The sequence below is a fragment of the Sphingobium sp. S6 genome, assembly GCF_905120495.1.
Classification (GTDB): Bacteria; Pseudomonadota; Alphaproteobacteria; order Sphingomonadales; family Sphingomonadaceae; genus Sphingobium; species Sphingobium agri.
This window is the reverse complement of record NZ_CAJHOG010000001.1, coordinates 788,086-814,170: the sequence shown is the minus strand read 5'-3', so window position 1 is coordinate 814,170 and position 26,085 is coordinate 788,086. Positions and strand designations below refer to the sequence as shown.

Genomic DNA, 26,085 nt, shown 5'->3' with positions numbered 1-26,085 from the left:
TGTGCAGGGAGAGCGTGATCATCCGGCGATAGCCCGGAAATATGCCGCAGATGTCTGTTCCGGGAAGATCCCGGCAGGGTTGCAAATCCGGCTGCAATGCCGCCGCTTCCTGGACGAGCTGAAGCTCAGCAAGATCAGGGGGAGCAAATTTCCCTTCGCCTTCGACGAGGAGAAGGCGGCGCGGCCGTGTCGCTTCATCGAGAAGCTGCCGCACAGCAAGGGGAAGTGGGCGCGATCGAAGGAGCGCCTGGTTCTGCAGCCTTGGCAGGTCTGGATCATCTGCCTCACATTCGGGTGGATCTACAGGGCAGGCGAGCGAAAGGGGCTCCGGCGATTCCGCCGCCTCTTCCTGGTTGTCCCTCGGAAGAACGGCAAGTCCGCGATCGCGGCGGGCATTGGGCTGTACATGCTCTGTGCCGATGGAGAATTCGGCGCCGAAGTTTACTCCGGTGCCACCAACGAAAAGCAGGCGTGGGAAGTCTTCAAGCCTGCCCGGCTGATGGTCGAGCGAACGCCAGCGCTGAAGAAGCATTTTGGCCTCGAGGTGCCGGCGAAGTCGATCGTCAGGATCGCGGACGGATCAAAGTTCGAGACGATCGTCGGCGACCCCGGCGACGGACAGAGCCCCAGCTGCTCGATCCACGACGAATATCATGAGCATGCCGACGACGGGCAGGTCGACACGATGATCACCGGCATGGGGGCACGCGACCAGCCCCTGCAGCTGCTGATCACGACGGCGGGCGATAACCTGGCTGGCCCCTGTTACGCGCTGATCCAGGAGGAGCGGAAAATCCTGGCCGGGGTCGGGCAGGCTGACGGAGTGCCGCTCGATCATGAAACGCTGTTCGTCGAATATACGATCGACGACAGCGACGATTGGAAGTCCGAGCTCGCGGTTCGCAAGGCCAATCCTAACATCGACGTTTCTGTCTCGGGAGATTTCCTCCGTGCGCGGATCCGCGATGCAGTCGCGACGCCCCGCAAGGCCGGCGTCACAAAGACGAAGCACCTCAATCTATGGGTGTCCGCGAAGGCTGCCTATTACGACGTCGAAGCATGGCGCAAATGCAAGGACCCGGAGATCCCTGCCAACCCGCAGGAAGCACTGGCTCTTGATTGGCTGCGCGGCCGACGCGTCATTCTCGGCCTCGACCTGGCGTCGAAGATCGACATCGCTGCGCTGGAATATCTGTTCTTGCCTTTGGGTGAGAGAGCGACACAGGAGGACCCATTCATCCGCATAGGGCGGTATTTCCTCCCTGCGGACACGGTAGCTGATGTTCCCGCTTATCTGGGGTGGGACGCGCTCGGGCTTCTTGACGTCACAACCGGCAACATCGTCGACTATGATGAGATTGAAGCCGCGATCAGTGAAGCGGCCGAGCGGTTCCAGGTAGAGCACGTACCTTACGATCCTTTCCAGGCAACGCAGCTATCCACCCGCCTGGCAAAGACCGGCGTGCCCGTGATCGAATATCGTCCAACGGTACTGAACTTCAGCGAGCCGATGAAGGAATTGGACGCGCTGATGCGATCGCGTCGGATCATCCACGGCGGTGACCCGGTAATGGAGTGGGAAATCTCCAACGTCGTGGGCGCACCCGACAAAAAGGACAACGTCTATCCCAACAAACCAGAGGGACAGGCGCATCTCAAGATCGACAACCCGGTCGCGCTGATGAGCGCGCTTGGCGTCCACATGGGCGAGGAGAAGGAAGAAATGCCTGCATCGCCCTGGGATGACCCAGAATTCAGCATGAGCGGAGCGGACGAAGCCTGATGTCGCCCGATGATTATGTCCGCCAGTCCCGCGCTCGCATCGAGGCGCGGTCGATCGAAGATCCCACGTATCGTCTGAGCGAAAACCCCGAGGCCCTGCTGGCCATGCTCGGCGTGCTCGACAGCCGCGGCGCTCTGCCGCCAGTTTCGATCGACGCGGCGCTGGGCGTTCCCGCCGTTATGTGCGCGGTCGGCTTCCTGTCCCGCGCGCTTGCCAGCTTGCCCCTGCAGGCGTTCCGCGGTGGAGAGGGCGGGGAGAAGATCGACGGCAATCTTGCCATGTTGCTGAACGAAGCGCCCAATGAGGAGGTTTCCAGCTTCGAGTGGCGGCGGCACAAATGGCAGCAGGTGTTCACTGGCGGCCGCGGGATGAGTTGGATTGAACGCGCGGGCGTGAAGCCAGTCGCGCTCTGGCCGCTCGATCCGCGCGAAACGACGATCATCCGCCGTGATGGCCGGAAATATTACCGCAACGGCGGGCGTGAATATCCGGCGCGGGACGTGATCGACGTCACGTTCATGCCGAAGTCGGATCTGGTCGGCCATTACAGCCCGATTTTCCTCGGCCGAAAGGCGATCGCGCTTGCGTTGGCCATGAACGACTTCGCCGGCAGCTTCTTCGCCAGTGGCGGCGTCCCGCCGCTCGCGCTGGAGGGTCCACTTCCCCAAGGCGCGGAGGCGTTCAAGCGCGCGCAGGCGGACATCAATCGCGCGATCGATCTGGCGAAAAAGGCAGGAGCGCCATTTTTCGGCATGCCCCCGGGCCATAAGTTGAATCCGATTGGCATCGAGCCGGCCAAAGGTCAGATGACGGAAGCGCGGCTCTTCCAGATCCAGGAAGTCGCCCGGATATGGGGCCTGCCCCCGGTCTTTGTGCAGGATCTGTCCAAAGGCACCTTTTCCAACACCGAGCAGCAGGATTTGCAGCTGGTGAAGCACACGCTCGGCCAATGGGCCAAGGCGTTCGAGGACGAGCTCAACCTCAAACTGTTCGGGCAGCGCCGGCGCAGCCGCAAGGTGAAGCACAATCTGGACGGCATGCAGCGTGGCGCGTTCAAGGATCGGATCGAGGGCATCGCGCGCGCTATCATGACGGGCCAGATGACGCCGGACGAGGGCAGGGCGCTCGAGGATCGACCGGCCGATCCCAGCGGCGCCGGATCCAAGCTCTACATTCAGGGCGCGACGGTGCCGCTCGGGACGACACCGCCGGTCGGTAACAACGGCGAGCCGCCCATCAACGACAACAAGGAGGACGGCGACGATGCCGGCACCCAAACCGACGACTGATCAGCGTGAGTTTCGCGCGCTCACCGAGGGCCTGGAAATCCGCGCGGCTGATGGCGCCAAAGATGCCCGGAGAGCCAGCGGCTATGCCGTGCTTTATGACCAGGAGGCCAACGTCCACGATCTTTGGATCGAGACGATTGCACCTGGTGCGTTTGACAAGTCGCTCCAGGAGCGGGACGTCCTCGCTGTTCACAGCCACGACACCGGGCGTGTGGTCGGCCGGAAGAATGCTGGCACGCTGACACTCCGGTCCGATGCCAAGGGCCTGTCGTTTGAAAACCCGCTGCCCGACACGTCTGACGGCCGCGATCTTGCTGTGCAGATCGAGCGCGGCGACATCGCTGGCATGTCTTTCGGGTTTCGAGCGACGAAGCAGGAATGGGACGACACCACGGAGCCGCCCCGGCGAACCATCCTGGAGGGCGAGCTCTATGAGATCACCTACACGCCCATGCCGGTGTGGCATCAGACGGAGGTAGGGCTCCGATCGCTGGAAGGTGCTCGCCAGGAGCGGCGCAGCCACAACAAAACCGGTGCACTCGGCCGCATTGCCGCCAAGCGCATGCGGCTCGCTCAGTCAGAGCGGAAAATCTGAGTTCCCGGCGAAAGCCGGAGGTGGCGAAAGCAGCCCGCTTCTCGCCCTGATCGCCCCGCTCGTGCGGGGTTTTTCTTTACCAGGAGCATGAGATGATTCTCACCCAGTATTATGAGGAGCGGGGCCAGCTCGTTACCGAGGCCCGCGACCTGCTGACGCAGGCCGAGAAGGAAACCGACACCACGAAGGCTGCGGAGCTCGAACAGCGCCACGACCAGGTCATGTCGAAGGTGGACGCCCTCGATCAGAAGATCGCCCGCGAAGAGCGCACCGCCGCCGCCGAGCGCGCGGAGGAAGAACGCCGCTCGCGCAATCGCCCGCGCGGCCGTGACGTCGAGCATCGCGGCCAGGAAGGCGGCGATGAGGAGAAGGACGCCGAGCAGCTGCAGGCTGAATATCGGGACGCCTTCTATGCCATGCTGAGCGAAGGCGGCGACATCAGCGCCTTGGATACGGAGCAGCGATCGCTGCTGCGCCGCGGCTATGTGGAAAATCGGACGCAGACCGCGGGCACTGCCGCGGGCGGGGGCTATACCGTCCCGACCACGCTGGCGAACCGCATCGTGGAAGTCATGAAGGACTGGGGTCCGATGTATGACGGCACCATCACCGATGAGATGATCACCAGTTCGGGCAACCCGTTCGACATTCCCACCAACGATGACACGGGCAAGTCGTCGGCGCTTCTCGAAGAGGGCGACGATCTGACGGATGACAACAGCGGAGATCTGGTGTTCGGCCAGGCGTCGTTGGCTGCCTTCGTCTATGCAACCCCTTGGCTGAAGATCAGCTTCGAGCTGCTCCAGGACTCCGCTTTCAACATCGAGCAGTTCGTAGCGCGCAAGCTCGGTGAACGCCTCGGCCGTGGCGCGAACGCCAAGCTGACGGTCGGCACCGGTGTCGATGAGGCTCGCGGCGTCGTCGTTGCCTCGGCGCTAGGCAAGACGGCGGTCTCGGCGACCGCGATCGCAGCCGACGAGCTGATCGACCTGCAGCATTCGGTGAACGCTGCTTATCGTCGCAGCCCCTTCTGCCGCTGGATGTTCGCAGACACCACGCTGGGATCGATCCGCAAGCTGAAGGACGGCCAGGGCAATTTCCTCTGGCAGATGGGCGACGTGCGCGTCGGCGCGCCCGACTTGATCCTGGGCAAGCCCTATTCGGTCAACGACGATGTGCCCGCGATCGCCACCGGCAACCGCGCCATCATCTTCGGCGACTTCAGCCGCTACACCGTTCGCAAGGTCGGCTCGCCGCTGATCGGGACGGTCCGCGAGCGCTTCTGGCCGAAGGTCGGGATGGCGGGTCTCATCCGCTACGACGGCGACCTTCTGGACTCGAACGCGGTCAAGCACCTGAAGCTCGCCTGATCTAGGCAGAGCATGAGCTGGCGGGGTGGCCGATGGTCACCCCGCTTTTCTCACTCCATCGGGAGACAACATGATGGCGAAAGCCCCCCGAGGCGCGTCGCGCCGCACTGCCGCCGCGTCGACTTCGTCCGCCGCGCCCGCCGCTGCCGCATCTCCCGCGCAGGCTGCTCCCATCGAGGAGGCATCCACACCGCTCGCGGGCATCGGTCACAATGGCGGTCCGCCTCTCGACGATGAAACACCGCCTGCGCCGCCTGTGCCCGCACTTGAACCTGCCGAGGCGAAGACGCCTGCTGCAGCCCCCGCGAAGTCAGGCGAGATCCGCTGGCTGCGCATGATCACCGGTATTTCCGGCCCTGCCATCAGCCTTGCTCCCGGCGACAAGCACCCGTTCTGCGACGTTCCCGGCGATGATGACGCGCCGTCGGAAGCGCAGCGCTTGGTCAATGCAGGCTTCGCAGTTGATTGCGATCCGCCGGTTGAAGGCTGACCGATGCTGAGCGCGCCGATCGTCATCACCGGGCCCGAGGGCGACGTCGTCGAGCTCGCGCCGGTAAAAACCTTTCTTCGCATCGATGGCGATGATCTGGACGAAGAGATTCGCGCCTACGTCAACGCGTCGATCGGTGAGATTGAGCGCCTTACGTCCACCCGGATTAGCGAGCAGTTGGTCGAGCTCCGCGCCGACCATTTCGACGATCTGGAGCATCTCACGATCGGCCCGGTCAACGCCGTGGCGGAAATCACCTATCGTGACGCCGCCGGCAGCGATGTGACGATCGACCAGGCCGACTATGAGTTGTTCGGCGCCGGGCTTGAGAAGGGCATCCGACCCAAGCCGGGGCGCAGCTGGCCGCGCGGTGCCGCGCAGAGAGCTTCCGGCGCGATCGGCCTCCGCCTCAATGTAGGATACGGCGACGCCATTCCTCCATCCATCTCTCTGGCGCTGAAAATGGATGTACGCGCCCGCTTTGATGGCGTGCCGTTCGATCTGTTCGCAGCGACCACCAACGACCGGATCTGGCTGTGACCAGGCGCAGCTACGTCAACTACCCGCGCCGGCGGCACAAGATCACGATCCGGCGCCTGGTCGAGGTTGACGACGGCAAGGGCGCATACACCAGCGAGTGGGCGACGATCGCCAATCCGTGGGCAGAGGCGGAGGGGCTTTCTGGCCGTGAAGCCACGCTGGACAAGGTGCACCAGGGAATCGCCGTCTATCGGTTTCGGATCCGCTGGCGGGGGGACATCCTGACGGCTGATCAGGTCAAATTCGGCTCGATCAACCTCAACATCACCTCCGCCCAGGATCCAGACGGCCTCCGCCGTGACCTGGTCATCATTGCCGATACCGCAGGAGCGCGGAGCGACGTCGTATGATGCAATATTCCCGGCTCGAGGGGACCGAGGTAATCCTTCGCCGCTTCGACACGCTCACGGAAGCTGCGCGCGAGCAGCTGGGCGTCGAGCTGGCGATCATCGGTCGGGAATATCGTGACCAGCAGCGCGCAGCCGCGCCGGAAGACACTGGCGCGCTGCGCGCCGGCCTGTCCGTGTGGCTGATGCTCGAGCAGTTGCGCGTGCGTGTCGGCCTGATGGGGCAGCGAAGCGGGCAGTCCAAGCGCCGGCGCAAGAAGGTGAACGGCCGGAACTACGGCGATTTGTTCTACGGGCGCATCATTGAATTCGGCCGCAAGGCGCAGACGGTCATCGTTCAGCGGCGCAGGCGCGTCCTGGCCGACATTGGCGATGGCAACAAGAAAAGGATCCTGCGCACGTCGCGGGGGCGGAAGCTCGCGGCCGACATAGCGAGTACCTATTCGATGAAGGTGAAAGCGCTACCGGCGCATCCCTTCATCTTCATTCCCAACGCTCAAGAGATCGCCACCCAAAGGTTGGCGAATTTCTGGAGCGATACGCTGGCCCGGGCCGGAGCATAGTTCATGGACATCATCGACCTGGTCACTCCGTCGCAGGACGCGGTGGTCGCGCGGCTGAAGGCGGACGTATCGCCCGAGCTGGGCAGCGTGCACCAGCATGTGAAGCAGGACACCTCGCCGCCATTCGTGATGGTCGGCTCAATCGACATTTCCAACGAGGGCAGCAAGGGCAGCCAGACCGAACTGGTCAGCGTCGAACTGCACTTCGTGACCCGCGGGTCGAGCCGCGCGCCGTTGCTGGCGCTGATGCATGCCGCTCGCGCCGCGCTGGAAGGACGTGAACTGGAAGCAGACGGGGTCCAGTTCGAAACGCCCAATTTCATGGGCTCGACCGTCAGCAACGCCGGGCCCGACGGCGTCACTTACGCGGGCATCAGCACCTTCGAATTTTACGCAGAGCCGGCCTGATCGCCGGAAGGAGACCTTATGGCAAATGAGTATGGCAAGGACTGGCGCGTCTGCATGGGCGACGGCGAGGATCCGGAAGTTTTCACGGCACTGGGCGGTGAAACCGGCTTCAGCTTCCGCCGCGCATCGGCCGAAATCGACCTGTCCGACAAGAGCTCCGGCTCTTATGGCAGCACCGGCTACGGTCAGCAGAAGCTGACGATCAGCGTGTCGGGCAACCTGAAGCTTCCGGACGCTGCGTTCAGCGCCCTGTTCGCTGCCTCGAAGGCTTCGCCGCCGGAGATTAACGTCCAGATCAAGAAGGGCAGCGTAATCAAGTTCCACGGCCTGGTGGGCGTCGGCAACTTCTCGTCCGAACATCCGCAGACCGGAGCCGTCACCTTCAGCTGTGACATGGCCAACATTGGCGCGCCGATCATCGATGATCTGACGGCCACCGTCTAATGGCGGCACCGAAGCAGGGCGCGGCGACCCGGTCGCCGGCCAATCCGGAACGAGGCGAGCATGAGCTTGTGCTCGCCGGCGTTGCCTATCGCATGCGCCCATCGCACAGCGCGATCGTCGCGATCGAGCGGACGACAGGCCTCAGCATCATGGACCTGTTTCGTGCGGGGAACACCGGCAGCCTTTCTCTTCAGCAGATGGGCATGATCGCCGGGGAGTTGATCCGCACCGGCGCGCCTGACGGCGACGAACTTACCGCCCAGGTCGATGACGACCGAATCGGCGAACTGATCTACGAGGAGGGCGTCCATCGCGCGATGGCGCGTTTAACGCTCTGCCTCATTGATGCGGCGTCGGGCGGGCGCAAGGCGTCGGGGGAAGCGAAGGCGGCTCCAGCGGAATCGAAAAGGACCGCTGGCGCCGCCTGATGGGCGTCGCGCTCAATGGCTTCGGGTGGAGCGCCGACCAGTTCTGGTCGGCCACACCGCATGAATTCTGGTCGATGGTGGACGCGCGCATCGCGGCCAACCAGCAACAATAAGGGGATAGCGGATGGCAAGGGGAAACCGGCGCGACCTCTATCTCCAGGTGTCGGGCGACGTTGGTGGCCTGCGCACCGCCATGACCGCCGGCAAGACCATCATCAACGACTTCAGCGGCGCGGCGATCAATGTGATCGAAGAAGTCGAGAAGGAGATGGCCAAGCTCGGCAGTTCCGGTCTTCCGGCGCTGAAGCAGGCGGAGCGTGCCTATCAGGATACATTCCGCCGCATCGCCGACGCTGCCCGGGAAGTTGCCAACGCGCCGACCGGCGCAGCGGCCGCACAGATCCTCGATGCGAACGCCACGCGGGATGCAGCTGCTGCAGCGACCGCAAAGGCTACATCGCTTCGGTTGCTCGCCGAGGCGGCTCAGCGCGCGGACGCGTCGACCGAAGGCGGTACCGCCGCGACGCGCGCCTATGCCGTCGCCGCCGCTACCGCCGCAGTCAATGCCGAGAAAGAGGCTTCGGCCTTGCGCGAGCAGGCGCAGGTTCTCGGCCTGGTCGAGCGCCAGCTCGGCACTGCAGGCGCTGCCCAGCGCCGGACCGTCGCCGTCAGCGGCGAGGCGAGGGCCGGGTATCAGCAGCTGTCTTTCCAGCTTGGCGACGTGGCAACGCAATATGCGGCGGGCACTTCCGCCTCCATCATCTTTGCGCAGCAGTCCGGTCAGGTCATCCAGGCCATCAGCATGATCAGCGGCGAGTCCAAGGGCCTGATCGGTTTGCTGGGCGGCCCCTGGGGCATCGCCTTCACCGCTGGCCTGGTCGCGCTCACCCCGTGGGTTGCCAAATTGCTCGAGGGCAATGACGCTCTTGGCGACGCGATCGAAAAGCTCAAGAAGGACGCTTCGGAAGCGGAGCTCGCGCGCCAAGCCCATGACGCGTTCACCCGGACGTTGGAAGGCCAGATCGAAGCGCAGCGCAAGCTGAACGAGGAGATGGAGCGCGGCCTGCAGAGCCAGCGCCAGATCAATCAGAACAATCTCCAGACGTCACTCGATAACCAAGCGAAACGCCTCCAGGATCTGACGAAAGCTGAGCGGGAGCTGGCGAACGCGCGCACTGCCGCAGCAAAGGCGCAGGAGCGCGTGCTCAAGCCCAGCGCCCTGGACACGCCCGAAGGCGCGCAAGCGAATGTCGTGGCGGCCCAGGTGGCAGAGGACCGCGTTCGCGCTGCCGAGGCGAAGGTTGCCAATCTCAAGCGATCCGTGTCGGAAGCTCAACAGGGCGTGCGTGATGCCCGCATCACCATCGCTAACGACGAAGCCAAGGCTGCGGTCGATCCTATCGCCGCCATAAACCTTCAGTACGACAAGATGGCTGATGCGGCGCGCGCCGCAGCCCGCGGCAATGACGAACTGACTGCCAGCATCGGCAAAACCCTTGCTGGGATCGAGCGTCAACGCACCAGTGCCTTCAAATCCGAGCAGGACCGGCAGGCAGCTGAGCGGCGCAGCGAAACTGACGTACGCAATGGCCGCGTTACGCCCACTGAGGTGGGTGAAATGCTGCAGCGCCGTTTCGGCGGCTCGTACAGCGGCAGTCGATCGGCTGCCCGCAACGCAAAAGTGGGCGGTGTCGCCAATTCCCGCCACCTTCGTGACCAGGCGGTGGACTTTGTGCCTGCGGGCGGCATGGGAGCGGTTTCGAAAGACGAAATCCGCGCATACCTTGCAGAGCAGGGCATCAGGATCGAGGAGCTGCTCGGTCCAGGCGACAAGAAGCACGACAACCATTTCCACGTCGGCTTCAGCAAAACCCGTCGAAATTCTGAGCAAATTGCTCGGTCGCAGCAGAGCGCCGAGAACACCCAAACCCGGAATCAGGACGAATATGCGTCGCTGCTGAGCCGCGTCCAGAATGACCGGCTCAACATCGAACAGCGCCGCCTCGTCACAATCAGCGATATCGCTGCCAACGAGCGGCAGCAGGTTGACCTGGCGCAGGCCGATATCGTGCGCGCGGCCGAGAAGGGTGTCGCGCTCGGCAAGTGGTCGCAGGAGCTGGCGGACGCGGTCAAGCTGCAGGCGCAGCAGAATGCCGACGCCGAGAAGGCGGCGATCACCGAAAAGGAGCAGATCGCGCTCCGACAGCAGGCGATGGACGCGGAGCTCGCGCAGCTGGACGGCCAGGCCGAGCTGCTGCAACTGCAGGGCCAGCTTGCCGGCACCACAAAGGAGCGCCGGCGCATTGCGCTCGAGCTGTTGGAGATCGAGAGCCGACAGGCCAGAGTAGCGCTGGAGCGGCAACTTGCCGGCGAACAGGATCCATCGAGGCGGGCCATGCTTGCCGACGAACTCAGCCGCCAGGATCGCAACACGGCGATCAAGCGCCAGCTGGTCGAGCAGCAGAACGCCAGTCCGATGGACCGATACCGGCAGGAGCTCGCCGACTTCGACTTCGACGATGAGCTCCAGAGCGCGCAGGTCCGGTTCTTTGAGAACATGAACGACGAACTCGCGGAAAGCGCCACCCGCTTCATCAAGCTGAAGGGGGTCGCCGGAGACTTCTTTAATCAGATGATTGCGGACATGATCCGCCTGCAGATCAAGCAGGCCATGTTAGGTGGCGGCTCTGGTGGCATCCTGGGATCGGTCCTGCGTTTCGCGGGCGTCGCATTCGGCAATCCGCTGTCCAGTTCGCTGACCACCGCCAGCAACAACGTCGCCGCTCTCGAATCCCAGATCGACTATCAGAACCTTAGGGGCTTCTCGAGCGGTGGCTGGACAGGCAACATTGGACGCAAGTCGATTGCCGGTTTCGTTCACGGAAATGAGTTCGTGTTCGATGCGGACGCGACCGCCCGGATCGGCGTCGATACGCTGGAAGCACTTCGTGCGGGCAGGCTGACATCGGCTGCTGCAGCCAGCGTACCGAGCGTGCTTTCCGCGGAGCGCGCAGCTGCTGCCCAGCCCGGCATCGTCCGGGTCGAGGTGGCCAGCAATGAGATGTTCCAGGCGATCGTGACGCAGATCTCCGGCAATGTGGCTGCGCAGGTTGCCGCCAGCTCGGCACCGGCGATCGTCGGCCTCGCCACCGGCAAAGCCACTTCTACCATGAGCCAGCGGGCAAGGCGGCAACTGCGATGAGCTCCATCCTCCTGCCAAGCAGCCCCGCCGTGCGCAGTGCGCGGCCGATGGTGCAATCCTTTGGATCCATATTGCGGCCCTTCCTGGGTGGCCCAAGCCAGCGCATCAACCGCCTCGGCACGCGGTGGGCCTTGCAGGTTTCAATGCCCCTGATGCGCGCGGAAGTGGCGCGAACCTGGACGAGCGCGCTGTCGCGCGGTTCGGAAGACGGCGTCATCATGCCGATCCCGCAGGACATAGCGATCGGCAATCCCGGAGCGCCCAAGGTTTCGGCGGCTGTGAGCGCGGGCACAGCGTTGCCGCTAAAGGGGCTGACCGCCGCGTATGCTGTCAGGGCAGGCCAGTTCCTCTCGATCATCCGAGGCGGACGCCGGCATGTCCACATTTTCTCGGCCGACGCGGTCGCAAGCGGCTCTGGCACGATGACCGCCGCGATCTGGCCCATGCTGCGTGTAGCCCTGGCGACCGATGACGTGGTTGAGATCGCCGCACCCAAAATCGAAGGCTGGCTCGATGCCAGTTTCGAGTGGGACGTCCTGCTCGGCCCCTGGGTGCAACTCCCAGACTTCACCATCAGCGAAGCCGCATAGGAACATTCCGTGGATCCAGCATTAAAAGCAGCGCTGGCGCAGCCGGCGGTGCTGCTCTTTGGCGCGCTCAAGATCGAACTGCCCGGCTACACGCTGCGCCTGGTTGATGGCTCGGCCAACCTCGTCATCGGCGGCGAGACCTATGTCGGCAAGGATCCGACGTTCGGCACGATCGCCGAAATGTCCGAGCTGGGCGAAGAGATCGGGGATAGCGCGCCCGAAGTCACAGTGGGATTGTATCCGCCGGACGTGACCGCCGCCGCTACGCTGTCGCATCCCAACATGCAGGGCAGCCGCGCCACGCTGATGGTGGGCGCGGTCGATCCAATCTCCGGACTTGTGATCGGCATCCCCGAGATCCTGTTCCTGGGCGAGATCGACGTGCCGACGATCGTCCTGGATCAGCAGGGCGCGCGGAAGGTCGAATATACTATCGTCAGCGTCTTCGAGCGCATGTTCGAGGTGGAGGAGGGCCAGCGCGCCAGCAACGGCTGGCATCAGTCAATTTGGCCTGGCGATCTTGGGCTCGAGCACATGAACGGAACGGACGTGAACCTCTACTGGGGCGCGCGGCCGCCACAGGGGAACGGTCAGAAGAGCGGCCTTGCTGGATGGTTTGGTGCCGCGCAGAAGGCACAATCGGGGCTTCGCATATGACCCCGCTCGAGCGCCGCCACACCGCGATCGAGGCGACCATGGCTCGCTACCGCGACAAGCCGTTCCAATGGGGCAAGGTGGACTGCGCAAAGGTCGCAGCGTTCCACCTGAAGAAGCTGGGGCACAAGATCAGCATCAGCAAGGCGGGGGCGTACTCAACGCCACTCGGCGCTACTCGAGCGCTGAAGCGCCTGGGTTATTCCGCGCTTTCGGAAATGGCGGACGGCATTGGCCTCACCCCGATTCCCTATTCTCGCATGCTGCTAGGCGATCTCGCGGAGATCGAGGGCGACAGCGCGATCGGCGCGATCGGCCTCTACGCGGGCAACGGCAACATCTTTTGCTTCCATGAGGATCACCCAGGCCTGGTGACGATGGCACCGAACAAGATCCTGCGCGCCTGGAGTGTCCTATGAGCAAGGCGCTCCGTACCGTTGGTATGGTTGTGGGTGCGGTCGCGCTGATCGCTGCCACTGCTGGCATGGCGGCACCTGCTGTGGCGGCAACGGCAACGACAGCAGCCAGCGCCGGCGGCATCGCGGGCATTTCAGCGGCCACCCTGACGGCGATCGGCACCTATGGCAGCCTTGCCGCAGGGGTGCTGTCCGTCGCAGCGCAGGCGACAGCTCCCGGCTTCTCCGCCGAGGGGAGCCCCACAACCTTTCAGACCAATCCGCAGAGCGGCCTGCCTTACGCAATTGGTCGCACGCGCATGTCTGGCCTTCGTGCCTATGCGCGCACCTATGACGGGTTCAAGCAGCAGTCGAAGGATGACATCCTCGCGTTCGTCGCGCTGCTATCGATCGCCGGCCCGATCCATTCGATCGAGAAGTTCACGGCCGACAACGAGCTTGTGACGTTCGCTCCGAATGGCGACGCCAATGGTCGCTTCTACCGCTACATGGCGCAGGATCTTTCGCTCGGCAATTCGCCCAGTACGGCGCTGGCGCTGCAATTTGGCGGCAAGCCTTTCCCGGAATGGGGCGCGAACCACAAGCTGAGCGGTATCGCGCATGCGCAATGGGCGCTGCGTTTTGATACGGACGGCGAGCTGTATGGCGCTGGCGCCCCGGAACCGGCCTGGACGGGGAAATGGGTCAAAGTCTACGACCCACGCAAGGACAGCACCTATCCCGGCGGTTCCGGTTCTCACCGGGCGCTGAACGAGGCTACCTATGAGTGGTCCGACAATCCCGGCCTGCACGCGCTTACCTGGGCCCTCGGCCGCTGGCAGAACGGCAAGCGCATCTGCGGCGTCGGTGCGCCGATCGCCAACATCCGGGTGGCGGAATTCGTCGAGTGCGCCAATGTCTGCGATGCGAACGGCTGGAAGGTCGGCGGCGTCGAATGGACCACCGACACCAAATGGAACACGCTGAAGCGCATCCTTCAGGCTGGCGGCGCCATCCCGACGCAAACCGGCGCGATGATCGGTTGCCTGGTATCAACGCCCCGGACCGCTATCGCGACGATCGAGAGCAGACACCTGCTGGACGGTCTGAGCATCTCTGCGACCAAGAGCCGTCGCGATCGATACAACACCGTCATTCCGCGTTTCGTCGATGAGGATAGCGATTGGGCCGTCATCAGCGGTACCGCAGTTAGCGAGCCAGTCTATGTCACGGCTGACGGTGGCCAGCGGACCAAAGAAATCGACTTCCCGCTGGTGCAGGTGTTCTCCGGAGAGGAAGCTACGCAGCCCGGCCAGCTCGCCGCCTATGCGATCGTCAACAGCCGTGAGGCTGGACCCTTCACCTGGACGACCGGGCCCGAATGGATTGGGCTGAAGACGGGCGATGTCGTCTATCTCAATGTGCCCGAGGAAGGACTGGTCAATCAGCCGGTGCTCATCACCCGGCGCGCGCCAGATCCGGCGACCGGCAAGGTGTCGTTCGCAGGCGAGACGGAAACCTATTCCAAGCATGCCTATGCGCTGGGGCAGACCACCACACCGCCAGCACCGTTCAGCCTGACCGCGCCGGACCTGAAGCCTGCCGCGCCACTGGCGTTGAACTGGAACGTGTCGGGCGCAACCTCGGGTGAAGGTTTGCCGGCCCTGCTGGTGACCGGCGCGAGCGAGATGCCTTCTGCCGATGCGGTCGTCATCGACTACCGCAAATCTGGGACAGAGCCATGGGTCAGCTCGGCCATCTTGTCCGCCGTTGGGCCCGTCAGCCATACGATCGCACCGCTTGAAAGCGCGACGGCCTATGATGTCCGTATCGGCTATCGGGTAGGACCCACACTCGGCAACTTCACGATCTTTGCAAACGTCTCGACGGGCGCAGGTAAGATCACTGAACTCGAAGATCAGCTAGGCGACGTGGCAGCCGGAGCCGCTGCCCCTGGCATTACCCTATCGCGTCCCACCGTGACTCTCTGGGCTTATGAGAACGGCGTCGTCACCGACTTCTCCAATGCTAGCGGCATGGTCAAGGTTGTGTCAGGCGGTGTCGACGTCACTGCATCGGCCGCATTATCGGCCACGGCAACGGGCTGCACTGGCACGGTCAACACCACAACAGCCAGCCCCGTCGCCGGTCAGCCCAAGGGCTATTACCGCGTCACCGCCATGCCCGGGGACACGGCGAAACTGACGCTGACGGCCGTCTATGGCGGCAAGACAGTGACGGCCGAGTTTCAGCTGACAAAGATCAGGGCGGGCTACCAGATTGTCGCCTCAACCCTGCCAACGATCGATCTGTTCGAAGGCCGGTTGGTCTATCGGGAAAGCGATGGGAAGCTCTACCGCTACAAGGGCGGCGCTTGGACGGCAGCGATCAGCGGCGCGGACATCGACAATGCGACGCTGACGACCGCGAAGTTCGCCGCTGGCATTGAACCTGTCACCATCGTGACGGGCGGCAGCCTACCGATCACCAAATCCACAAACACGATCTTCTATTCCGGCAAGCTCTATCGGTGGAACGGCTCGGCCTATGTCGCGACCGTTCAAGCCGATGAAGTCACGGGCAAAATCACCAGCACGCAGATCGACGACAACTCGATCCAGACGCCGCATCTGGCTGCCGGCGCGGTCATCGCATCGAAGATGTCGATCATTCCCAACAACATGTGTGCTGACCCGTTTTTCGAGGACTTGTCCTATTGGAATTACCGGGTCGATCAGCAGAGCGCGTGGGCCTACCTGAATGAGACAGGTTGGGCGTCTGTTGCGATGTCAGTTCCCCGGTCGATCAACATGGCGGGGCCGCAGACCGAACGCATCCACATAGGCACGAGCCTTCAGAAATGCGACAGCCAGGGTGAGACCTTCTGGCTTCGCGCTCATGGTCGGAACTCCACGCCGACGAACGGCACGGGAACGATCCTCAGATGCGCCGTCTGGTTTTATGGCGGCGATCCCCTGACGATTATCGGCCAAGCTCAGGTCGATTTTGCACCGGGCACGCCCAATGCTGGCGAGATAAAATCTACCAAGTTCACCTTCCCGGCCAATTGCATCTATTATCGCATCGCGATCTATAACGGCGACGCTTGGGCTGCGACCGGAAACCTGTCGATCTCCGCAATTCGTTTGCAGAAGGCGGCGGACGCAAGCCTGATCGTAGAGGGCGCGGTGCTTGCGGAGCATTTGGGCGCGGACAGCGTGATCGCTGGCAAAGTCGCCGCCGCAGCGATCGGTACGCGCGAGCTTGTGGCGAAGGCCGCCACGATCGAGAAGCTCGCGATCGGCTCCGGGTCGAACATAATCCCGAACAGCAACTTCGATACGCTGGACGGATGGGGCGACTACGGGCCCACAGGTTACTCCGTCCAGCTGTATCGCGGTTCCGTAGGTTACGGCATCAGGATCATCAAAGGCAGTGGAACCGGCGAAGCTGGCGTGCGGATGGCGGGCTGGGGATCCGCAGACTCTAAATATTATCTGCCGGTCAATCCGGGTGAAACATACCGCGTCAAATGCACCGTTTGGCGGTCCGCAGGCAATCCAGCAGGCAATGTTGGCCTGTATGGCCGCATTCTGCTTCAGGACGGCACTTCGGCCGGCACCCAGATCGGAGGCATCGTAGCCAACCCGGCACAGGCTATAGCCTATGACGTTAGCGGAACCTACACGATCCCAGCCAATGCGGTCGGCATCCAGTTCCAGATTTACTACGGCTCTCACGCCGACAGCGCTGGCGGCAATGTCATCGTCTCCAATATGTCTGTCACCCGCATGGCGGCTGGCGAGCTGATCATTGATGGCAATGTTCTTGCCCAGCACCTCGGAGCAGGTTCGGTCATAACCGACAAGCTGGGTGCAGGCGCCGTCACAGCAGCGAAGGTCAGTGTCACCCAGCTTTCGGCGATCACGGCGACCATTGGCGTTCTGCGCACGGCGACGACAGGCGCGCGGATGGAGATACGGGATAACGCCATAAAGGTGTTTGACACGAGCAACGTGCTGCGGACGCAAGTCGGCAATCTGGACCTGTAGCTATGGCATTCGGAACCAGAGTATGGGACGCCTCGGGCGCTTTGCAGTTGGACAGCACGGACAACGCGGGGCGCTATCTCGGTCAGGTGACGACCGGGACGAGCAATGGCAGCACGAATGTAAGCGGTTGGAGCGACCAGGGCGCGCCGTTCTTCGAAATCGTCCCTCTGGCGTATCAATTCAGCTCATTGGCCCCGCCGATCGTTACAAGGTCGGGCAATACCCTGTCATGGTCATTCGAATCTGGAATTTTGTCCGGAAACCGAATGTCCGTCACGATCATGTATGGGGTCAAGTGAATGGCCTTTGGCCTCAAGGCGCTCAACAGCGCGACCGGATCGACCCAGATCGACGAAACCTATTACAATCTCGTCCTTATATCCAAGCAGACGGTAACGACTGCCGACAACGGCTTCGGGCAGCGCGTTGCAACATTCGATGTAACGTCCAGCGATACGCCTGTGGTGGGCTTTTCGTGCAGCTCAGACTTCGCCTATTTCGACGGGGTTTCAAAGAGCGGCTCCACATGGACTTTCCGTGTCGGGGTGATCGGAGGCGCGAACCGCAGCATCACGATATACGTTTTCGGCAGGGCGACCACGGGTGCGAGCGGTTACGGGATCAAGGTTCTTAACGCATCTTCGGGCCTGACATTTGCGGGCGGCAACAAATACCTCAAGGTCGCCTCCGTTCTCGCCGGAAAGTATGGGACACCGACTATCGGCCCCGGCGATCCGGGTGGCGCAAGCTACGGCAACGCTAACCTTCCTGGCGCAACCCTGACATCGGGAAGGGCATATTGCGTCCTCTGCTCAATGACGGCCAATTATGTTTGGAACGAAGGTTCCGGACAGGGATATGAATTGTTCTGCATGGGCGTCAACATCGCCAGCAATGTCCTTAGCAGCGCGAACCTGCTGCATAGCTCGGGCTATGGATCAAACTACATCACCACCGCGCACATAGACCGGCGAGAATATAATCTGATCGTTTGTGACGTCACCAACTTCTGAAAAAGGTCGCTCCAAATGGATTTCCCATCCACCCCCTATTCAATCCTGTCTGAGGTCACCGCTCCGAACGGCGCGGCGCTGACCTTCCACTCCATCATGGCGATCGAGGTGGACAAGGCGGGAGGCCCGGTCATGCTGATCAACAGCTACCGCGATCCGACCAGCAAGGCGATCCACTGGCAGGACCGCTATCCGATCCCGACCGGCGCGATCTTCGACCCGGCGGACCCGATGCAGGCGGCGGCAAGCGCCCTTGTCGCGGAAGGTGGTCCCTTTGCCGGCGGGACCGTGCTGACGCCCGCGCAGACGGAGCTTCAGGTGTCGTCGGCGGTCACATCGATGCTGATCAAGGCGGCGCGGGATCGAGCGCAGAATGCTGGGCAGTATGTCGACGGTATCGGCTTTTTCGATAGCGGGCCTGACAGCCAGCGACTGATAGCTGGGGCGGCGATGGCCGCCTTCGTGCAGGGCGAAGATTTCTCCGTGGATTGGCGGCTTGCAGACAACAGCATTGCTACGCTCAACGCTGCGCAGATGATCGCGGTGGGCATGGCTATCGTCGCCCGAGTGGATGCCTGCCAGCGACGTAAGAACGACTTGGACGCCATGGTGATGGCGGCATCGACGCTCGCCGATCTTGCCGTGATTCCTGTCGATGAGGAGTGGCCCGCCGTGGGCGGACCAGAAGCCGCGGAAGAAATTCAGGCATAATCCATGCTCTGCGCGCCAATCGTACAACAGAGCGCCAGGGGATGAAGTCCTAACCCGCTTTTTGACCATGACCTGACGTCGGACGGCAGGTTCGACAGCGACACTACAGCGGCTCCAGGGCCGCTTTTTCTTTGCCCATCCGCCGGGCTGTGGAGCGGGAACGGAGATCCCATGAACATCATCGAAAATGAAGGGCTGAAGCATGCGGCCGATGGGCTCTCCATCGGCGTGATGGTCGGCACCCTTGCCAATGTGCTGCCGTCGATCGCGGCGCTGATGACCATCATCTGGACGCTGATCCGGATCTGGGAAACGGAAACCTGCAAGCGTCTGACCGGCCGGAAGGACTGACACATCATGAGCAAGGGCAAGATCGTTGCCGCGCTCGGCAGCGCGGCGCTGGGGATGATTGCGGCCGTGATCCAGGTGGAAGGCGGCTACGTCAACCATCCCAACGACCCGGGTGGCGAGACCAATATGGGGATCACCAAGCGCGTCGCTGTGGAGAATGGCTATACAGGACACATGCGGGCCCTGCCGCGCAATGTGGCGGAGAACATCTACTACCAGAGCTATCTGGTGAAGCCTGGCTACGAACCGCTGATCTCGCTCGATGCGGCCGTCACCGAGGAGCTCTTCGATACGACGGTCAACATGGGGCCAGCGCGACCGTCCCGGTGGTTGCAGCAGTCGCTCAACGAGCTTTGCCCTGCGCTGAAGCTGAAGGTGGATGGGCAGGTCGGCCCAGCCACTGTGGCGGGCTACGCCCGGTGCCAGCGGACGCTGCTGTGTCAGGCGATGCTGCCCCGCATGGATGGCCTCCAGCGAGCAGAATATGACCGTCTGGTCCGCGTCAATCCCAAGCTGAAGGTCTTCCACCGGGGCTGGGTCAATCACCGCATTAGCAATGTTTCAAAGGAGAAGTGTCTATGAAGATCCGCATCGGCAAAATCGCGTCCTGGCTGGGCCGTGTCATCGGCGCTGCCCTTGCCCAAAAGGCTGTGGAGAGGCTGACTAAGGGGAAGCCCGAAAAGGCATCCGCAGGGCCCGCAGAGTAGGGGTATCGGGTGGGGTATCGCCCATTTTCCCGACACCGGGAAAATGGCGCGAAACCGCCATTTGTTAGACGCGCGCAACGGAGGGGTTGTCCGTCACCTATCCCCAAGCCCGGTGGTTATGACCCGATCAGACGGAAAACCTTCAGCAATCTTTCTGCAGTCACGATTGCTTTCTCCCACCACGTCCCGCCGATCAGGAGCACAACCTGAATCCTGCAGATCCAGCGAGCCCGCCTGGTGCCATGCCTCTCCACCCAGCGGGGGAATAGTTCGGAGAGATTTGCTTGCATGTCCTCTGCCCGGTTCGCCGGAACAAGCATATCTAGCAAAAGGGACGCCCGGTACTGAACGGGCGGATTTTGCGTCACACCCCGGTTAAGATACCAGGCTTTGAGAAGTGCCTCGCGGTAGATGACCCGCAGCTGTTTCGCATTCATCTCGCCCAGGCTTCGTTCCAGTGCCTGTTCGATCTCGGTATGGGTCTCACTGACAAAGTCCTGGAAGCGAGCAAACTCAGAAACTTCAACATGAATCTGGCGGCTGGCGAATGACCTAGCCTGCGCCCATGAAGTACCGTCTCCTGGCGCCTGATGGGAGCGGGCCAGCTTTTCCGCATCATCAGGCATATCCACCTCCCGCCAATGCAAAGCCTCCCAAAGCGCGAATCTGCTGCATCGACTCTGTCAGTGCGCGGCGACCCGCACCGCTGATGGTGAAGCACCGGCGCTTGCGCTGTGCTTCGTCAAGCTTAGTCGCCTCTTCCACCAACCCCTTCGCAGCCATTCTTCCCAAGGTGGTATAAACTGCACCGAACGCCGGCGGCTTACCGCCACTTACCCCTTCGAGCCGGGCATGAATTTCGCTCGGAAGAGCTTGCTCTCCCGCCTGCATCACAGCGAGCAGCACGGATTCCTCGAATTTGCCAATCATGCCAGTGCTCCTATCACTATACGATGTAGACGTCTACATTGTAGATGTCAAAGTGATCAGCCGCAGACAATTTCTTCGATAATCCAAGGATGAGTTATGCCTCTCAGCAACGCTGCGGTGAAAGCCGCGCGGCCGCGATCGCGTGCCTATAAGATGTTCGACGAGCGGGGCCTCTTCCTGTTCGTCACTCCAGGTGGATTGCGCAGCTGGCGCCTGAAATATCGGATCGAAGGAAGGGAAAAGCTGCTCTGCCTGGGCCAGTGGCCCGATCTGCAGCTGCTCGAGGCACGCGATCGAGCGGAAGAGGCTAGAGCGCTGATTTCACAAGGCTTCGATCCTTCGGGAACGGCGCGCACGGCGCGCCAGGTGCACACCTTCGAAGCGGTCGCCCGGCAGTGGCACGCCCTCCAGCTGGAGCGCTGGACCGAGCGGCACGCCGCCGACGTCCTGGACAGCCTGGTGCGCGACGTGTTTTCGGATATCGGTCCGCTGCCGATCGGCGCGATCACTGCGCCGGCAGTCCTTCAGGTGCTCCGGGATGTGGAGCGCCGCGGCTCAATGGAAACCGCGCGCCGGATCCGGCAGCGGATCTCTGCGGTGTTCGCCTTTGCGATCGCAGAGGGAATCGTTGATCAGGATCCAGCCGCGATCGTCGGGAAGGCCTTGCGGCCCGCGCCGCCGGCACGCCGACAACCGGCGCTGATCGACCTTGCCGAGGCGCGCGAGCTGCTGGCCGCTTGCGACCGCGCGGGCGGTCCGCCGATCGTGCGCCTGGCGTCGCGCTTCCTGGCGCTGACGGCTGTCCGGATGGGGGCGCTAATCGGCGCGACCTGGGACGAGTTCGAGCAGCTGGACGGCAGCGCGCCGCTCTGGCGGATCCCGGCCGCCCGCATGAAGCTGAAGAAGGCCCGCAAGGCGGATGCGGCCAACGATCACATTGTGCCGCTCTCGGCCGAGGCGGTGGCCGTCCTGCGCCAGGTGCGCGAGATCGGGAATAATACCCGTTCTTCCACGGTGTTTCCGATCCGGCCCGCGGCGATCGGCGCGCTCTACTCTCGCGCCGGCTATGCCGGTCGCCATGTTCCGCATGGATGGCGCGCCACCTTCTCGACAATCCTTAACGAGAGATTCCCCGAGCAACGGGCAATAATCGACATGGCTTTAGCGCACACGCTGAAGGGCGAAAGCGACAGCGAGAGCGCCTATAACCGAGCCACTTTGCTCCACAAACGACGCCAGATATTCTTGGACTGGGCGGGGCTGCTATCGGCCTCTTCATCGGCAGCCGCATCGTAGAGCTTCATATACTCGCCCATCCTTGACGCGAATGTCTCATAGCGTTCGCTCAATATGTCTCTCGCCGCCGTTATGCGCTCCTGGCGAGCCTGATCTGTCTCGCCAGGTATTGTTTCGTTCCTTGCGGCACGGAGGGCCCTGACCTGATCCAATGCCGGCCCCAGCGTGGTGCGTACGCTAAACGGAAACAAGAATTTCGACGACAGCACGATCCTGCTCCGTTCAGGTGTGACAGCAAATGCGTTAGCCTCACCCTTCAACTCAGCCGAAAACGCCTTGTCCATATCGGCATACAGTTCGAACCGCCTATCGAAGAGCTTCTCTCTCAACGTCATCTGAGCAGTTTCAGCCTGAGTTCGTGCGATCTTGATCTGCCTCATCCCTACGTAGATCGCTGATCCGACGGCCATTGCACCGGTACTCAGAGTGGCAAACGCCTGCCAAGTAAATCCACACCAATCTATCATACACATTCGAACTGCTTCGCTCCTCCTCGTACAGCGCCGGGAGCGGGGGTTACCGGGCTGCCACCCGGGAAACCGACGAGCACTACCTCGCCACGACACAGCTGGCCGACTGGCCGCCCCGCACCCGCGCAACGGGCGGGGGTCTAGGAGCGAAATTTCGTGCGTTCGTCAACTCATTCTGTCCCCGTTTCGATTTGCTGCGCGTCCTGCAGCGCCCTCCTTTTCAAGGCCGAGCCGGCAGCGATCGCCGGCATCATCGAGATCAAGTGCCGCCGATGCGGCACCTTCAATTGTCTGAGGCCAGCGAGCCCGAACCCGACCGCCGATCGAGCGGCTGAAGAAGGCAAGCATGATGTCCCTCGACAAAGTTTCTCCTGTTTCTCCGGCAGCCGGCTACCTGGGCGGCAAGCGCAACCTGGCGCGCCGGATCTGCGCCATCATCGAAGCGACCGAGCATGACGGCTATGGCGAGCCATTCGTCGGCATGGGCGGCATATTCTTCCGGCGCGCCGCCCGGCCGAGGTTTGAGGCGATCAACGACATCTCGGGCGATGTGACCACGCTGTTCCGGGTCGTGCGCCGGCACTACCAGGCTTTCGTCGATGAGATGGAATGGCTGCTGGCCGGCCGCGAAGAGTTCGAGCGGTTGCGCGCGGTGGATCCGGCGACGCTGACCGACATCGAGCGCGCGGCCCGCTTCCTCTATCTCCAGCGCCTGGCGTTCGGCGGCAAGATCGTCGGCCGTAATTTCGGCGTGAGCACCAGCACATCGGCGCGGTTCAATCTGGCGCAGCTCCGCGCCACGCTGATGGCGATCCGCGACCGGCTTCAGCCGGTCGTCATCGAGCGACTGCCGTACGGTGATTTCCTTCGGCGCTACGATCGCCCGGGCATGCTCTTCTATCTCGACCCGCCTTATTGGGACTGCGAAGAGGATTACGGCCGCGGCGTTTTTTGCCGGGAGGATTTCGACCGCCTGGCCGCCCAGCTGCAAGGGCTCGCGGGGAAATTCATTCTCTCGATCAATGACACGCCGGGGGTACGCGAATGTTTTGCGGGCTTCGCCATGTCTGAAGTGGAGACCACCTATTCGGTGGCGACGGCCGCGCGCGGCCGGGGGAAGAAGGCGGGCGAACTTATCATCAGCAACGTGCCGCTCGCCTGATCGGATGGAGCGCCCGCATTATCGCGGGCGCTCTATGCATAAAACGCCGCCCTGCTGCATATCCCCACGCACCAGCTGGGAGGGGAGGGCGATCCTCACCTGGGGCTCCGCCTGGGAAGCCCCCGGAGACGCGCAAGCGGCTCCGGCCCCCGACGGTGCGTCGGGAGAGTGACGGTGCCATGCGGCCGCTATGTTGGTGAAATGTCCCGCTAATCGACGCCTGGCGTAGCCAGTCCTTTCCCTCTTAAACTTCTACACCGGGATAGTGTCGGGACTTCCGACTAGCGCTCTCCCTTCGAGACACCCCCTCTTCGAGAGCGTCGAGACTGGCTAGAAGTTCAGGGGAATCGGGCCTTTTGCGGGCCTTCTGAAGCTGTTGGGGCGCCTTGCCGTGCTTTTTGACGGCGCGTCGCTTCACTGCGGCCTTGAACGCCTGCCACACCTTACGGGGCGCAGAGGCGAGGTCGAAGTAGAAGGCATTGCTGATCTGCTCGCGCTGCGGTCCGGCCCGGCCGGCGGTCTCTGCTTTGATGGTGCGCCGGACCCAGCGGAGGCCCAGCCACTTGGCGAAGCGCTTGCACGCCTCGACGGCCGTCGCACGATGGCAGCCGGATCTGTCTGCGATCTCCTGGTAGCTGGGATCCAGCTGCCCGGTCCTGAAATCGATCAGCTTCAGGAAATTCCAGAGGATGCGGCGATCGCCGTCCTGGAGCCGATCGTTCTCTTTGTACCGTGTCGTACGCTGGTGATGCAGCAGCTCGTCGAACGCCTGCATGACGGACCCGACCCAATCCCAGCCATCGCGGACCGGCTTGAACACCTGCGACCGTTGGTCGTCGATGTCGTAGCTATTGCGGCGTGGCGTCCGCTTGCGGTCGGGGTCGCGGCGGGATGCGAAGTTGCCGGCGATCGTGCCAAAGCTGCGAGCCGTCATGCGCGCACCTCCCGCGTGAGGGCGGCTAGTCGGCTAGCAGCGCTTCGGCGGGAGGCATTCCCTTCATGAGCATGTCCGCCCATTCCTGCGCCAGCTCGCGCCGGCGCGGCATGTAGGCGGCGCGATTGTAGGCTGCTTCCACCCCGTCCTGGATGTGCGCGAGCATGAGGTCGATGATCTCGCGATCGCCAACACGATTCTCTCGACCAGCCAGTTCGTTCATGACCGTCGAGAAGGTGGCGCGCCAGCCATGCGGAACGTGTCGACCTGCATAGCCGGCTGCTCGATAGAGCTTGCTCAGTGTGCTGTCCGTGATCGGCCGATCGACATATCGTACGCTCGGGAAGAGCAGGGGTTTCGCACCGGCCAGTTTCATAGCCGCTTTGACCGTGTCCACGGCCTGCGAGCTGAGCGGAACGACGAACTCGTAGCTGGCGTCCTGCTTCCGCTCCCGCGTCAGCTTCATCTTCGCGGCCGGTATCCGCCAGACCGGGTTTTTGCCATCCAAGTCCTCGAATTCCTTCGGCGCCGCGACGCGCAGCACGCCAGGCCGAACGACGGTGAGGGCGAGGAGCCGCGATGCCAGCTTCGTCACGACGTAGGCTTCTTCCTGCGCCTCCACGTCCCTCAACACCTTCCGCGCCGGATCTATCTTGAGGACTGCGGGCCGAAGTGTCTTGCGCCGCGGCTCCAGCACCGGCTGGATGGTGCCGGCTGGATTGGTTTCCGCCCAGCCCGCTCCGATCGCGAAGACGAAGATCGAGGAAATGTGCTGCCGCACTCGGTGCGCCATTTCGATCGCGCCCCGCGCTTCCACGGCCCGAATGACCGTCAACACCAGCGCCGGCGTGATCGCCGTGATGGGAAGCGTCCCGATCGCCGGGAACACGTCCGCCTCCAACCTGTCGAGGATCTGCCCGGCATAGCGTTGCGCGCGGATCTTCTCCTGCTGCGCGTGCCATTCCCGCGCGATCGCCTCGAAGGTGTTGCCATTCGCGATCGCTGCTACGGCAGCCTTCTGCTTTCGATCGACCTTGGGATTGGTTCCGTCGCGCAGCAGCTTGCGCGCAGCCTCGCGTGCCTCGCGCGCTTCGACCAGCGTCATGTCCGGATACGTTCCGAAGGTGAGCCGATGCTCCTTGCCCCCGAATCGATATTTCAGTCGCCAGGAGCGCGCGCCCGATGGCATGACGTAGAGATAGAGACCATGAGCGTCGGAGAGCTTGTAGGGCTTCTCCTTTGGCTTGGCTGTGCGACAGCGAACGTCCGTTAACACCCGATGCCCCCGCTGCCCCCGCAGGTGCCCCCGAAATGGGGGCGCTTAGATGACCTTCTTTGATCTCGCATGAGACGATGCGTGA

Annotated in this window: 29 protein-coding genes; 25 read left to right on the top strand and 4 right to left on the bottom strand. The window is 62.8% G+C overall.

The window, feature by feature from the left end; genetic code table 11:
- The first annotated feature begins 1 nt into the window (after window position 1).
- The 22 genes from SPHS8_RS04100 (at window position 2) to SPHS8_RS20585 (ending at window position 19,932) form a co-directional block, all read left to right on the top strand.
- Complete coding sequence (locus SPHS8_RS04100) at window positions 2–1,783, top strand: terminase large subunit (protein WP_201514195.1); 1,782 nt, start codon at window positions 2–4, stop codon at window positions 1,781–1,783.
- Entirely contained in the window at window positions 1,783–3,072 is a 1,290-nt protein-coding gene (locus SPHS8_RS04095) for a phage portal protein (RefSeq protein WP_201514194.1), read from the top strand. Before SPHS8_RS04100 ends, SPHS8_RS04095 begins: the two co-directional genes overlap by 1 nt.
- On the top strand, window positions 3,047–3,667 hold the full coding sequence (locus SPHS8_RS04090; RefSeq protein ID WP_201514192.1) for an HK97 family phage prohead protease: 621 nt from the start codon (window positions 3,047–3,049) through the stop codon (window positions 3,665–3,667). Before SPHS8_RS04095 ends, SPHS8_RS04090 begins: the two co-directional genes overlap by 26 nt.
- A gap of 92 nt (window positions 3,668–3,759) precedes the next feature.
- The gene (locus tag SPHS8_RS04085) at window positions 3,760–5,037 is read left to right on the top strand and encodes a phage major capsid protein (protein ID WP_030540562.1); all 1,278 of its coding nucleotides are present in this window, start codon (window positions 3,760–3,762) and stop codon (window positions 5,035–5,037) included.
- A gap of 70 nt (window positions 5,038–5,107) precedes the next feature.
- Entirely contained in the window at window positions 5,108–5,527 is a 420-nt protein-coding gene (locus SPHS8_RS04080) for a hypothetical protein (RefSeq protein ID WP_236574951.1), read from the top strand.
- Between the two features lie 3 nt (window positions 5,528–5,530).
- Window positions 5,531–6,067 carry a head-tail connector protein gene (locus tag SPHS8_RS04075; protein WP_201514188.1) on the top strand — a complete coding sequence of 179 codons (537 nt, stop codon included), beginning with the start codon at window positions 5,531–5,533 and terminating at the stop codon, window positions 6,065–6,067.
- Window positions 6,064–6,417, top strand: coding sequence for a phage head closure protein (locus tag SPHS8_RS04070; protein ID WP_201514186.1), 354 nt, complete (start codon window positions 6,064–6,066; stop codon window positions 6,415–6,417). Before SPHS8_RS04075 ends, SPHS8_RS04070 begins: the two co-directional genes overlap by 4 nt.
- A complete protein-coding gene (locus tag SPHS8_RS04065) occupies window positions 6,414–6,977 on the top strand; it encodes a hypothetical protein (RefSeq protein ID WP_201514184.1) in 564 nt (187 codons plus the stop codon). The genes SPHS8_RS04070 and SPHS8_RS04065 overlap by 4 nt, the downstream gene beginning before the upstream one ends.
- 3 nt (window positions 6,978–6,980) lie before the next feature.
- On the top strand, window positions 6,981–7,385 hold the full coding sequence (gp17, locus tag SPHS8_RS04060; protein WP_201514182.1) for a tail completion protein gp17: 405 nt from the start codon (window positions 6,981–6,983) through the stop codon (window positions 7,383–7,385).
- A gap of 18 nt (window positions 7,386–7,403) precedes the next feature.
- Entirely contained in the window at window positions 7,404–7,829 is a 426-nt protein-coding gene (locus SPHS8_RS04055) for a phage tail tube protein (protein WP_201514180.1), read from the top strand.
- The gene (locus SPHS8_RS04050) at window positions 7,829–8,257 is read left to right on the top strand and encodes a GTA-gp10 family protein (RefSeq protein WP_201514178.1); all 429 of its coding nucleotides are present in this window, start codon (window positions 7,829–7,831) and stop codon (window positions 8,255–8,257) included. Before SPHS8_RS04055 ends, SPHS8_RS04050 begins: the two co-directional genes overlap by 1 nt.
- Window positions 8,257–8,370: a phage tail assembly chaperone gene (locus SPHS8_RS04045; RefSeq protein WP_201514176.1), complete on the top strand. Its 114-nt coding sequence runs from the start codon at window positions 8,257–8,259 to the stop codon at window positions 8,368–8,370. Before SPHS8_RS04050 ends, SPHS8_RS04045 begins: the two co-directional genes overlap by 1 nt.
- A 353-nt stretch (window positions 8,371–8,723) precedes the next feature.
- The gene (locus SPHS8_RS04040; RefSeq protein ID WP_201514174.1) at window positions 8,724–11,459 is read left to right on the top strand and encodes a D-Ala-D-Ala carboxypeptidase family metallohydrolase; all 2,736 of its coding nucleotides are present in this window, start codon (window positions 8,724–8,726) and stop codon (window positions 11,457–11,459) included.
- Window positions 11,456–12,049, top strand: coding sequence for a hypothetical protein (locus SPHS8_RS04035; protein WP_201514172.1), 594 nt, complete (start codon window positions 11,456–11,458; stop codon window positions 12,047–12,049). Before SPHS8_RS04040 ends, SPHS8_RS04035 begins: the two co-directional genes overlap by 4 nt.
- A 9-nt stretch (window positions 12,050–12,058) precedes the next feature.
- Window positions 12,059–12,706 (top strand): hypothetical protein, encoded by a 648-nt coding sequence (locus SPHS8_RS04030; protein WP_201514171.1) that lies wholly within the window; start codon window positions 12,059–12,061, stop codon window positions 12,704–12,706.
- The gene (locus SPHS8_RS04025) at window positions 12,703–13,122 is read left to right on the top strand and encodes a DUF6950 family protein (RefSeq protein WP_201514170.1); all 420 of its coding nucleotides are present in this window, start codon (window positions 12,703–12,705) and stop codon (window positions 13,120–13,122) included. Before SPHS8_RS04030 ends, SPHS8_RS04025 begins: the two co-directional genes overlap by 4 nt.
- The gene (locus SPHS8_RS04020; RefSeq protein WP_201514169.1) at window positions 13,119–17,150 is read left to right on the top strand and encodes a phage tail protein; all 4,032 of its coding nucleotides are present in this window, start codon (window positions 13,119–13,121) and stop codon (window positions 17,148–17,150) included. Before SPHS8_RS04025 ends, SPHS8_RS04020 begins: the two co-directional genes overlap by 4 nt.
- Before the next feature lie 299 nt (window positions 17,151–17,449).
- Window positions 17,450–18,163, top strand: coding sequence for a hypothetical protein (locus tag SPHS8_RS04015; protein WP_201514168.1), 714 nt, complete (start codon window positions 17,450–17,452; stop codon window positions 18,161–18,163).
- 15 nt (window positions 18,164–18,178) lie between these two features.
- Entirely contained in the window at window positions 18,179–18,874 is a 696-nt protein-coding gene (locus SPHS8_RS04010; protein WP_201514167.1) for a DUF4376 domain-containing protein, read from the top strand.
- A 171-nt stretch (window positions 18,875–19,045) separates the two neighbouring features.
- Window positions 19,046–19,225: a hypothetical protein gene (locus SPHS8_RS04005; RefSeq protein WP_201514903.1), complete on the top strand. Its 180-nt coding sequence runs from the start codon at window positions 19,046–19,048 to the stop codon at window positions 19,223–19,225.
- A 6-nt stretch (window positions 19,226–19,231) separates the two neighbouring features.
- On the top strand, window positions 19,232–19,807 hold the full coding sequence (locus SPHS8_RS04000; RefSeq protein ID WP_201514166.1) for a glycoside hydrolase family 108 protein: 576 nt from the start codon (window positions 19,232–19,234) through the stop codon (window positions 19,805–19,807).
- Entirely contained in the window at window positions 19,804–19,932 is a 129-nt protein-coding gene (locus tag SPHS8_RS20585; protein ID WP_268933189.1) for a hypothetical protein, read from the top strand. Before SPHS8_RS04000 ends, SPHS8_RS20585 begins: the two co-directional genes overlap by 4 nt.
- Window positions 19,933–20,048: 116 nt before the next feature.
- Here SPHS8_RS20585 and SPHS8_RS03995 read toward each other — a convergent pair whose 3' ends face one another.
- Window positions 20,049–20,558 (bottom strand): hypothetical protein, encoded by a 510-nt coding sequence (locus tag SPHS8_RS03995; RefSeq protein WP_201514165.1) that lies wholly within the window; start codon window positions 20,556–20,558, stop codon window positions 20,049–20,051.
- Window positions 20,551–20,862, bottom strand: coding sequence for a PadR family transcriptional regulator (locus tag SPHS8_RS03990; protein ID WP_201514163.1), 312 nt, complete (start codon window positions 20,860–20,862; stop codon window positions 20,551–20,553). The genes SPHS8_RS03995 and SPHS8_RS03990 overlap by 8 nt, the downstream gene beginning before the upstream one ends.
- Before the next feature lie 96 nt (window positions 20,863–20,958).
- Here SPHS8_RS03990 and SPHS8_RS03985 point away from each other — a divergent pair, with 96 nt between their 5' ends.
- The 3 genes from SPHS8_RS03985 to SPHS8_RS03975 all read left to right on the top strand — a co-directional run bounded on the left by SPHS8_RS03985 (window position 20,959) and on the right by SPHS8_RS03975 (window position 23,790).
- Window positions 20,959–22,158, top strand: coding sequence for a tyrosine-type recombinase/integrase (locus tag SPHS8_RS03985; RefSeq protein ID WP_201514162.1), 1,200 nt, complete (start codon window positions 20,959–20,961; stop codon window positions 22,156–22,158).
- Between the two features lie 626 nt (window positions 22,159–22,784).
- Window positions 22,785–23,084 (top strand): Com family DNA-binding transcriptional regulator, encoded by a 300-nt coding sequence (locus SPHS8_RS20645; RefSeq protein ID WP_201514161.1) that lies wholly within the window; start codon window positions 22,785–22,787, stop codon window positions 23,082–23,084.
- Window positions 22,975–23,790, top strand: coding sequence for a DNA adenine methylase (locus SPHS8_RS03975; RefSeq protein ID WP_201514160.1), 816 nt, complete (start codon window positions 22,975–22,977; stop codon window positions 23,788–23,790). The genes SPHS8_RS20645 and SPHS8_RS03975 overlap by 110 nt, the downstream gene beginning before the upstream one ends.
- 244 nt (window positions 23,791–24,034) lie before the next feature.
- On the opposite strand, the gene SPHS8_RS03970 is transcribed toward SPHS8_RS03975, so the two are convergent.
- Window positions 24,035–24,724: a hypothetical protein gene (locus SPHS8_RS03970; RefSeq protein ID WP_201514159.1), complete on the bottom strand. Its 690-nt coding sequence runs from the start codon at window positions 24,722–24,724 to the stop codon at window positions 24,035–24,037.
- Window positions 24,725–24,749: 25 nt separating this feature from the next.
- Window positions 24,750–26,000, bottom strand: coding sequence for a tyrosine-type recombinase/integrase (locus tag SPHS8_RS03965; protein WP_201514158.1), 1,251 nt, complete (start codon window positions 25,998–26,000; stop codon window positions 24,750–24,752).
- Between the last annotated feature and the right edge of the window lie 85 nt (window positions 26,001–26,085).

Bases quoted from the DNA above. Each gene is read 5' to 3' on its own strand.
- SPHS8_RS04095 (WP_201514194.1), top strand. From the start codon at position 1,783: ATGTCGCCCGATGATTATGTCCGCCAGTCCCGCGCTCGCATCGAGGCG.
- SPHS8_RS04090 (WP_201514192.1), top strand. From the start codon at position 3,047: ATGCCGGCACCCAAACCGACGACTGATCAGCGTGAGTTTCGCGCGCTC.
- SPHS8_RS04085 (WP_030540562.1), top strand. From the start codon at position 3,760: ATGATTCTCACCCAGTATTATGAGGAGCGGGGCCAGCTCGTTACCGAG.
- SPHS8_RS04080 (WP_236574951.1), top strand. From the start codon at position 5,108: ATGATGGCGAAAGCCCCCCGAGGCGCGTCGCGCCGCACTGCCGCCGCG.
- SPHS8_RS04075 (WP_201514188.1), top strand. From the start codon at position 5,531: ATGCTGAGCGCGCCGATCGTCATCACCGGGCCCGAGGGCGACGTCGTC.
- SPHS8_RS04065 (WP_201514184.1), top strand. From the start codon at position 6,414: ATGATGCAATATTCCCGGCTCGAGGGGACCGAGGTAATCCTTCGCCGC.
- gp17 (WP_201514182.1), top strand. From the start codon at position 6,981: ATGGACATCATCGACCTGGTCACTCCGTCGCAGGACGCGGTGGTCGCG.
- SPHS8_RS04055 (WP_201514180.1), top strand. From the start codon at position 7,404: ATGGCAAATGAGTATGGCAAGGACTGGCGCGTCTGCATGGGCGACGGC.
- SPHS8_RS04050 (WP_201514178.1), top strand. From the start codon at position 7,829: ATGGCGGCACCGAAGCAGGGCGCGGCGACCCGGTCGCCGGCCAATCCG.
- SPHS8_RS04045 (WP_201514176.1), top strand. From the start codon at position 8,257: ATGGGCGTCGCGCTCAATGGCTTCGGGTGGAGCGCCGACCAGTTCTGG.
- SPHS8_RS04035 (WP_201514172.1), top strand. From the start codon at position 11,456: ATGAGCTCCATCCTCCTGCCAAGCAGCCCCGCCGTGCGCAGTGCGCGG.
- SPHS8_RS04025 (WP_201514170.1), top strand. From the start codon at position 12,703: ATGACCCCGCTCGAGCGCCGCCACACCGCGATCGAGGCGACCATGGCT.
- SPHS8_RS04020 (WP_201514169.1), top strand. From the start codon at position 13,119: ATGAGCAAGGCGCTCCGTACCGTTGGTATGGTTGTGGGTGCGGTCGCG.
- SPHS8_RS04015 (WP_201514168.1), top strand. From the start codon at position 17,450: ATGGCCTTTGGCCTCAAGGCGCTCAACAGCGCGACCGGATCGACCCAG.
- SPHS8_RS04010 (WP_201514167.1), top strand. From the start codon at position 18,179: ATGGATTTCCCATCCACCCCCTATTCAATCCTGTCTGAGGTCACCGCT.
- SPHS8_RS04005 (WP_201514903.1), top strand. From the start codon at position 19,046: ATGAACATCATCGAAAATGAAGGGCTGAAGCATGCGGCCGATGGGCTC.
- SPHS8_RS04000 (WP_201514166.1), top strand. From the start codon at position 19,232: ATGAGCAAGGGCAAGATCGTTGCCGCGCTCGGCAGCGCGGCGCTGGGG.
- SPHS8_RS20585 (WP_268933189.1), top strand. From the start codon at position 19,804: ATGAAGATCCGCATCGGCAAAATCGCGTCCTGGCTGGGCCGTGTCATC.
- SPHS8_RS03995 (WP_201514165.1), bottom strand. From the start codon at position 20,558: ATGCCTGATGATGCGGAAAAGCTGGCCCGCTCCCATCAGGCGCCAGGA.
- SPHS8_RS03990 (WP_201514163.1), bottom strand. From the start codon at position 20,862: ATGATTGGCAAATTCGAGGAATCCGTGCTGCTCGCTGTGATGCAGGCG.
- SPHS8_RS03985 (WP_201514162.1), top strand. From the start codon at position 20,959: ATGCCTCTCAGCAACGCTGCGGTGAAAGCCGCGCGGCCGCGATCGCGT.
- SPHS8_RS03975 (WP_201514160.1), top strand. From the start codon at position 22,975: ATGATGTCCCTCGACAAAGTTTCTCCTGTTTCTCCGGCAGCCGGCTAC.
- SPHS8_RS03970 (WP_201514159.1), bottom strand. From the start codon at position 24,724: ATGACGGCTCGCAGCTTTGGCACGATCGCCGGCAACTTCGCATCCCGC.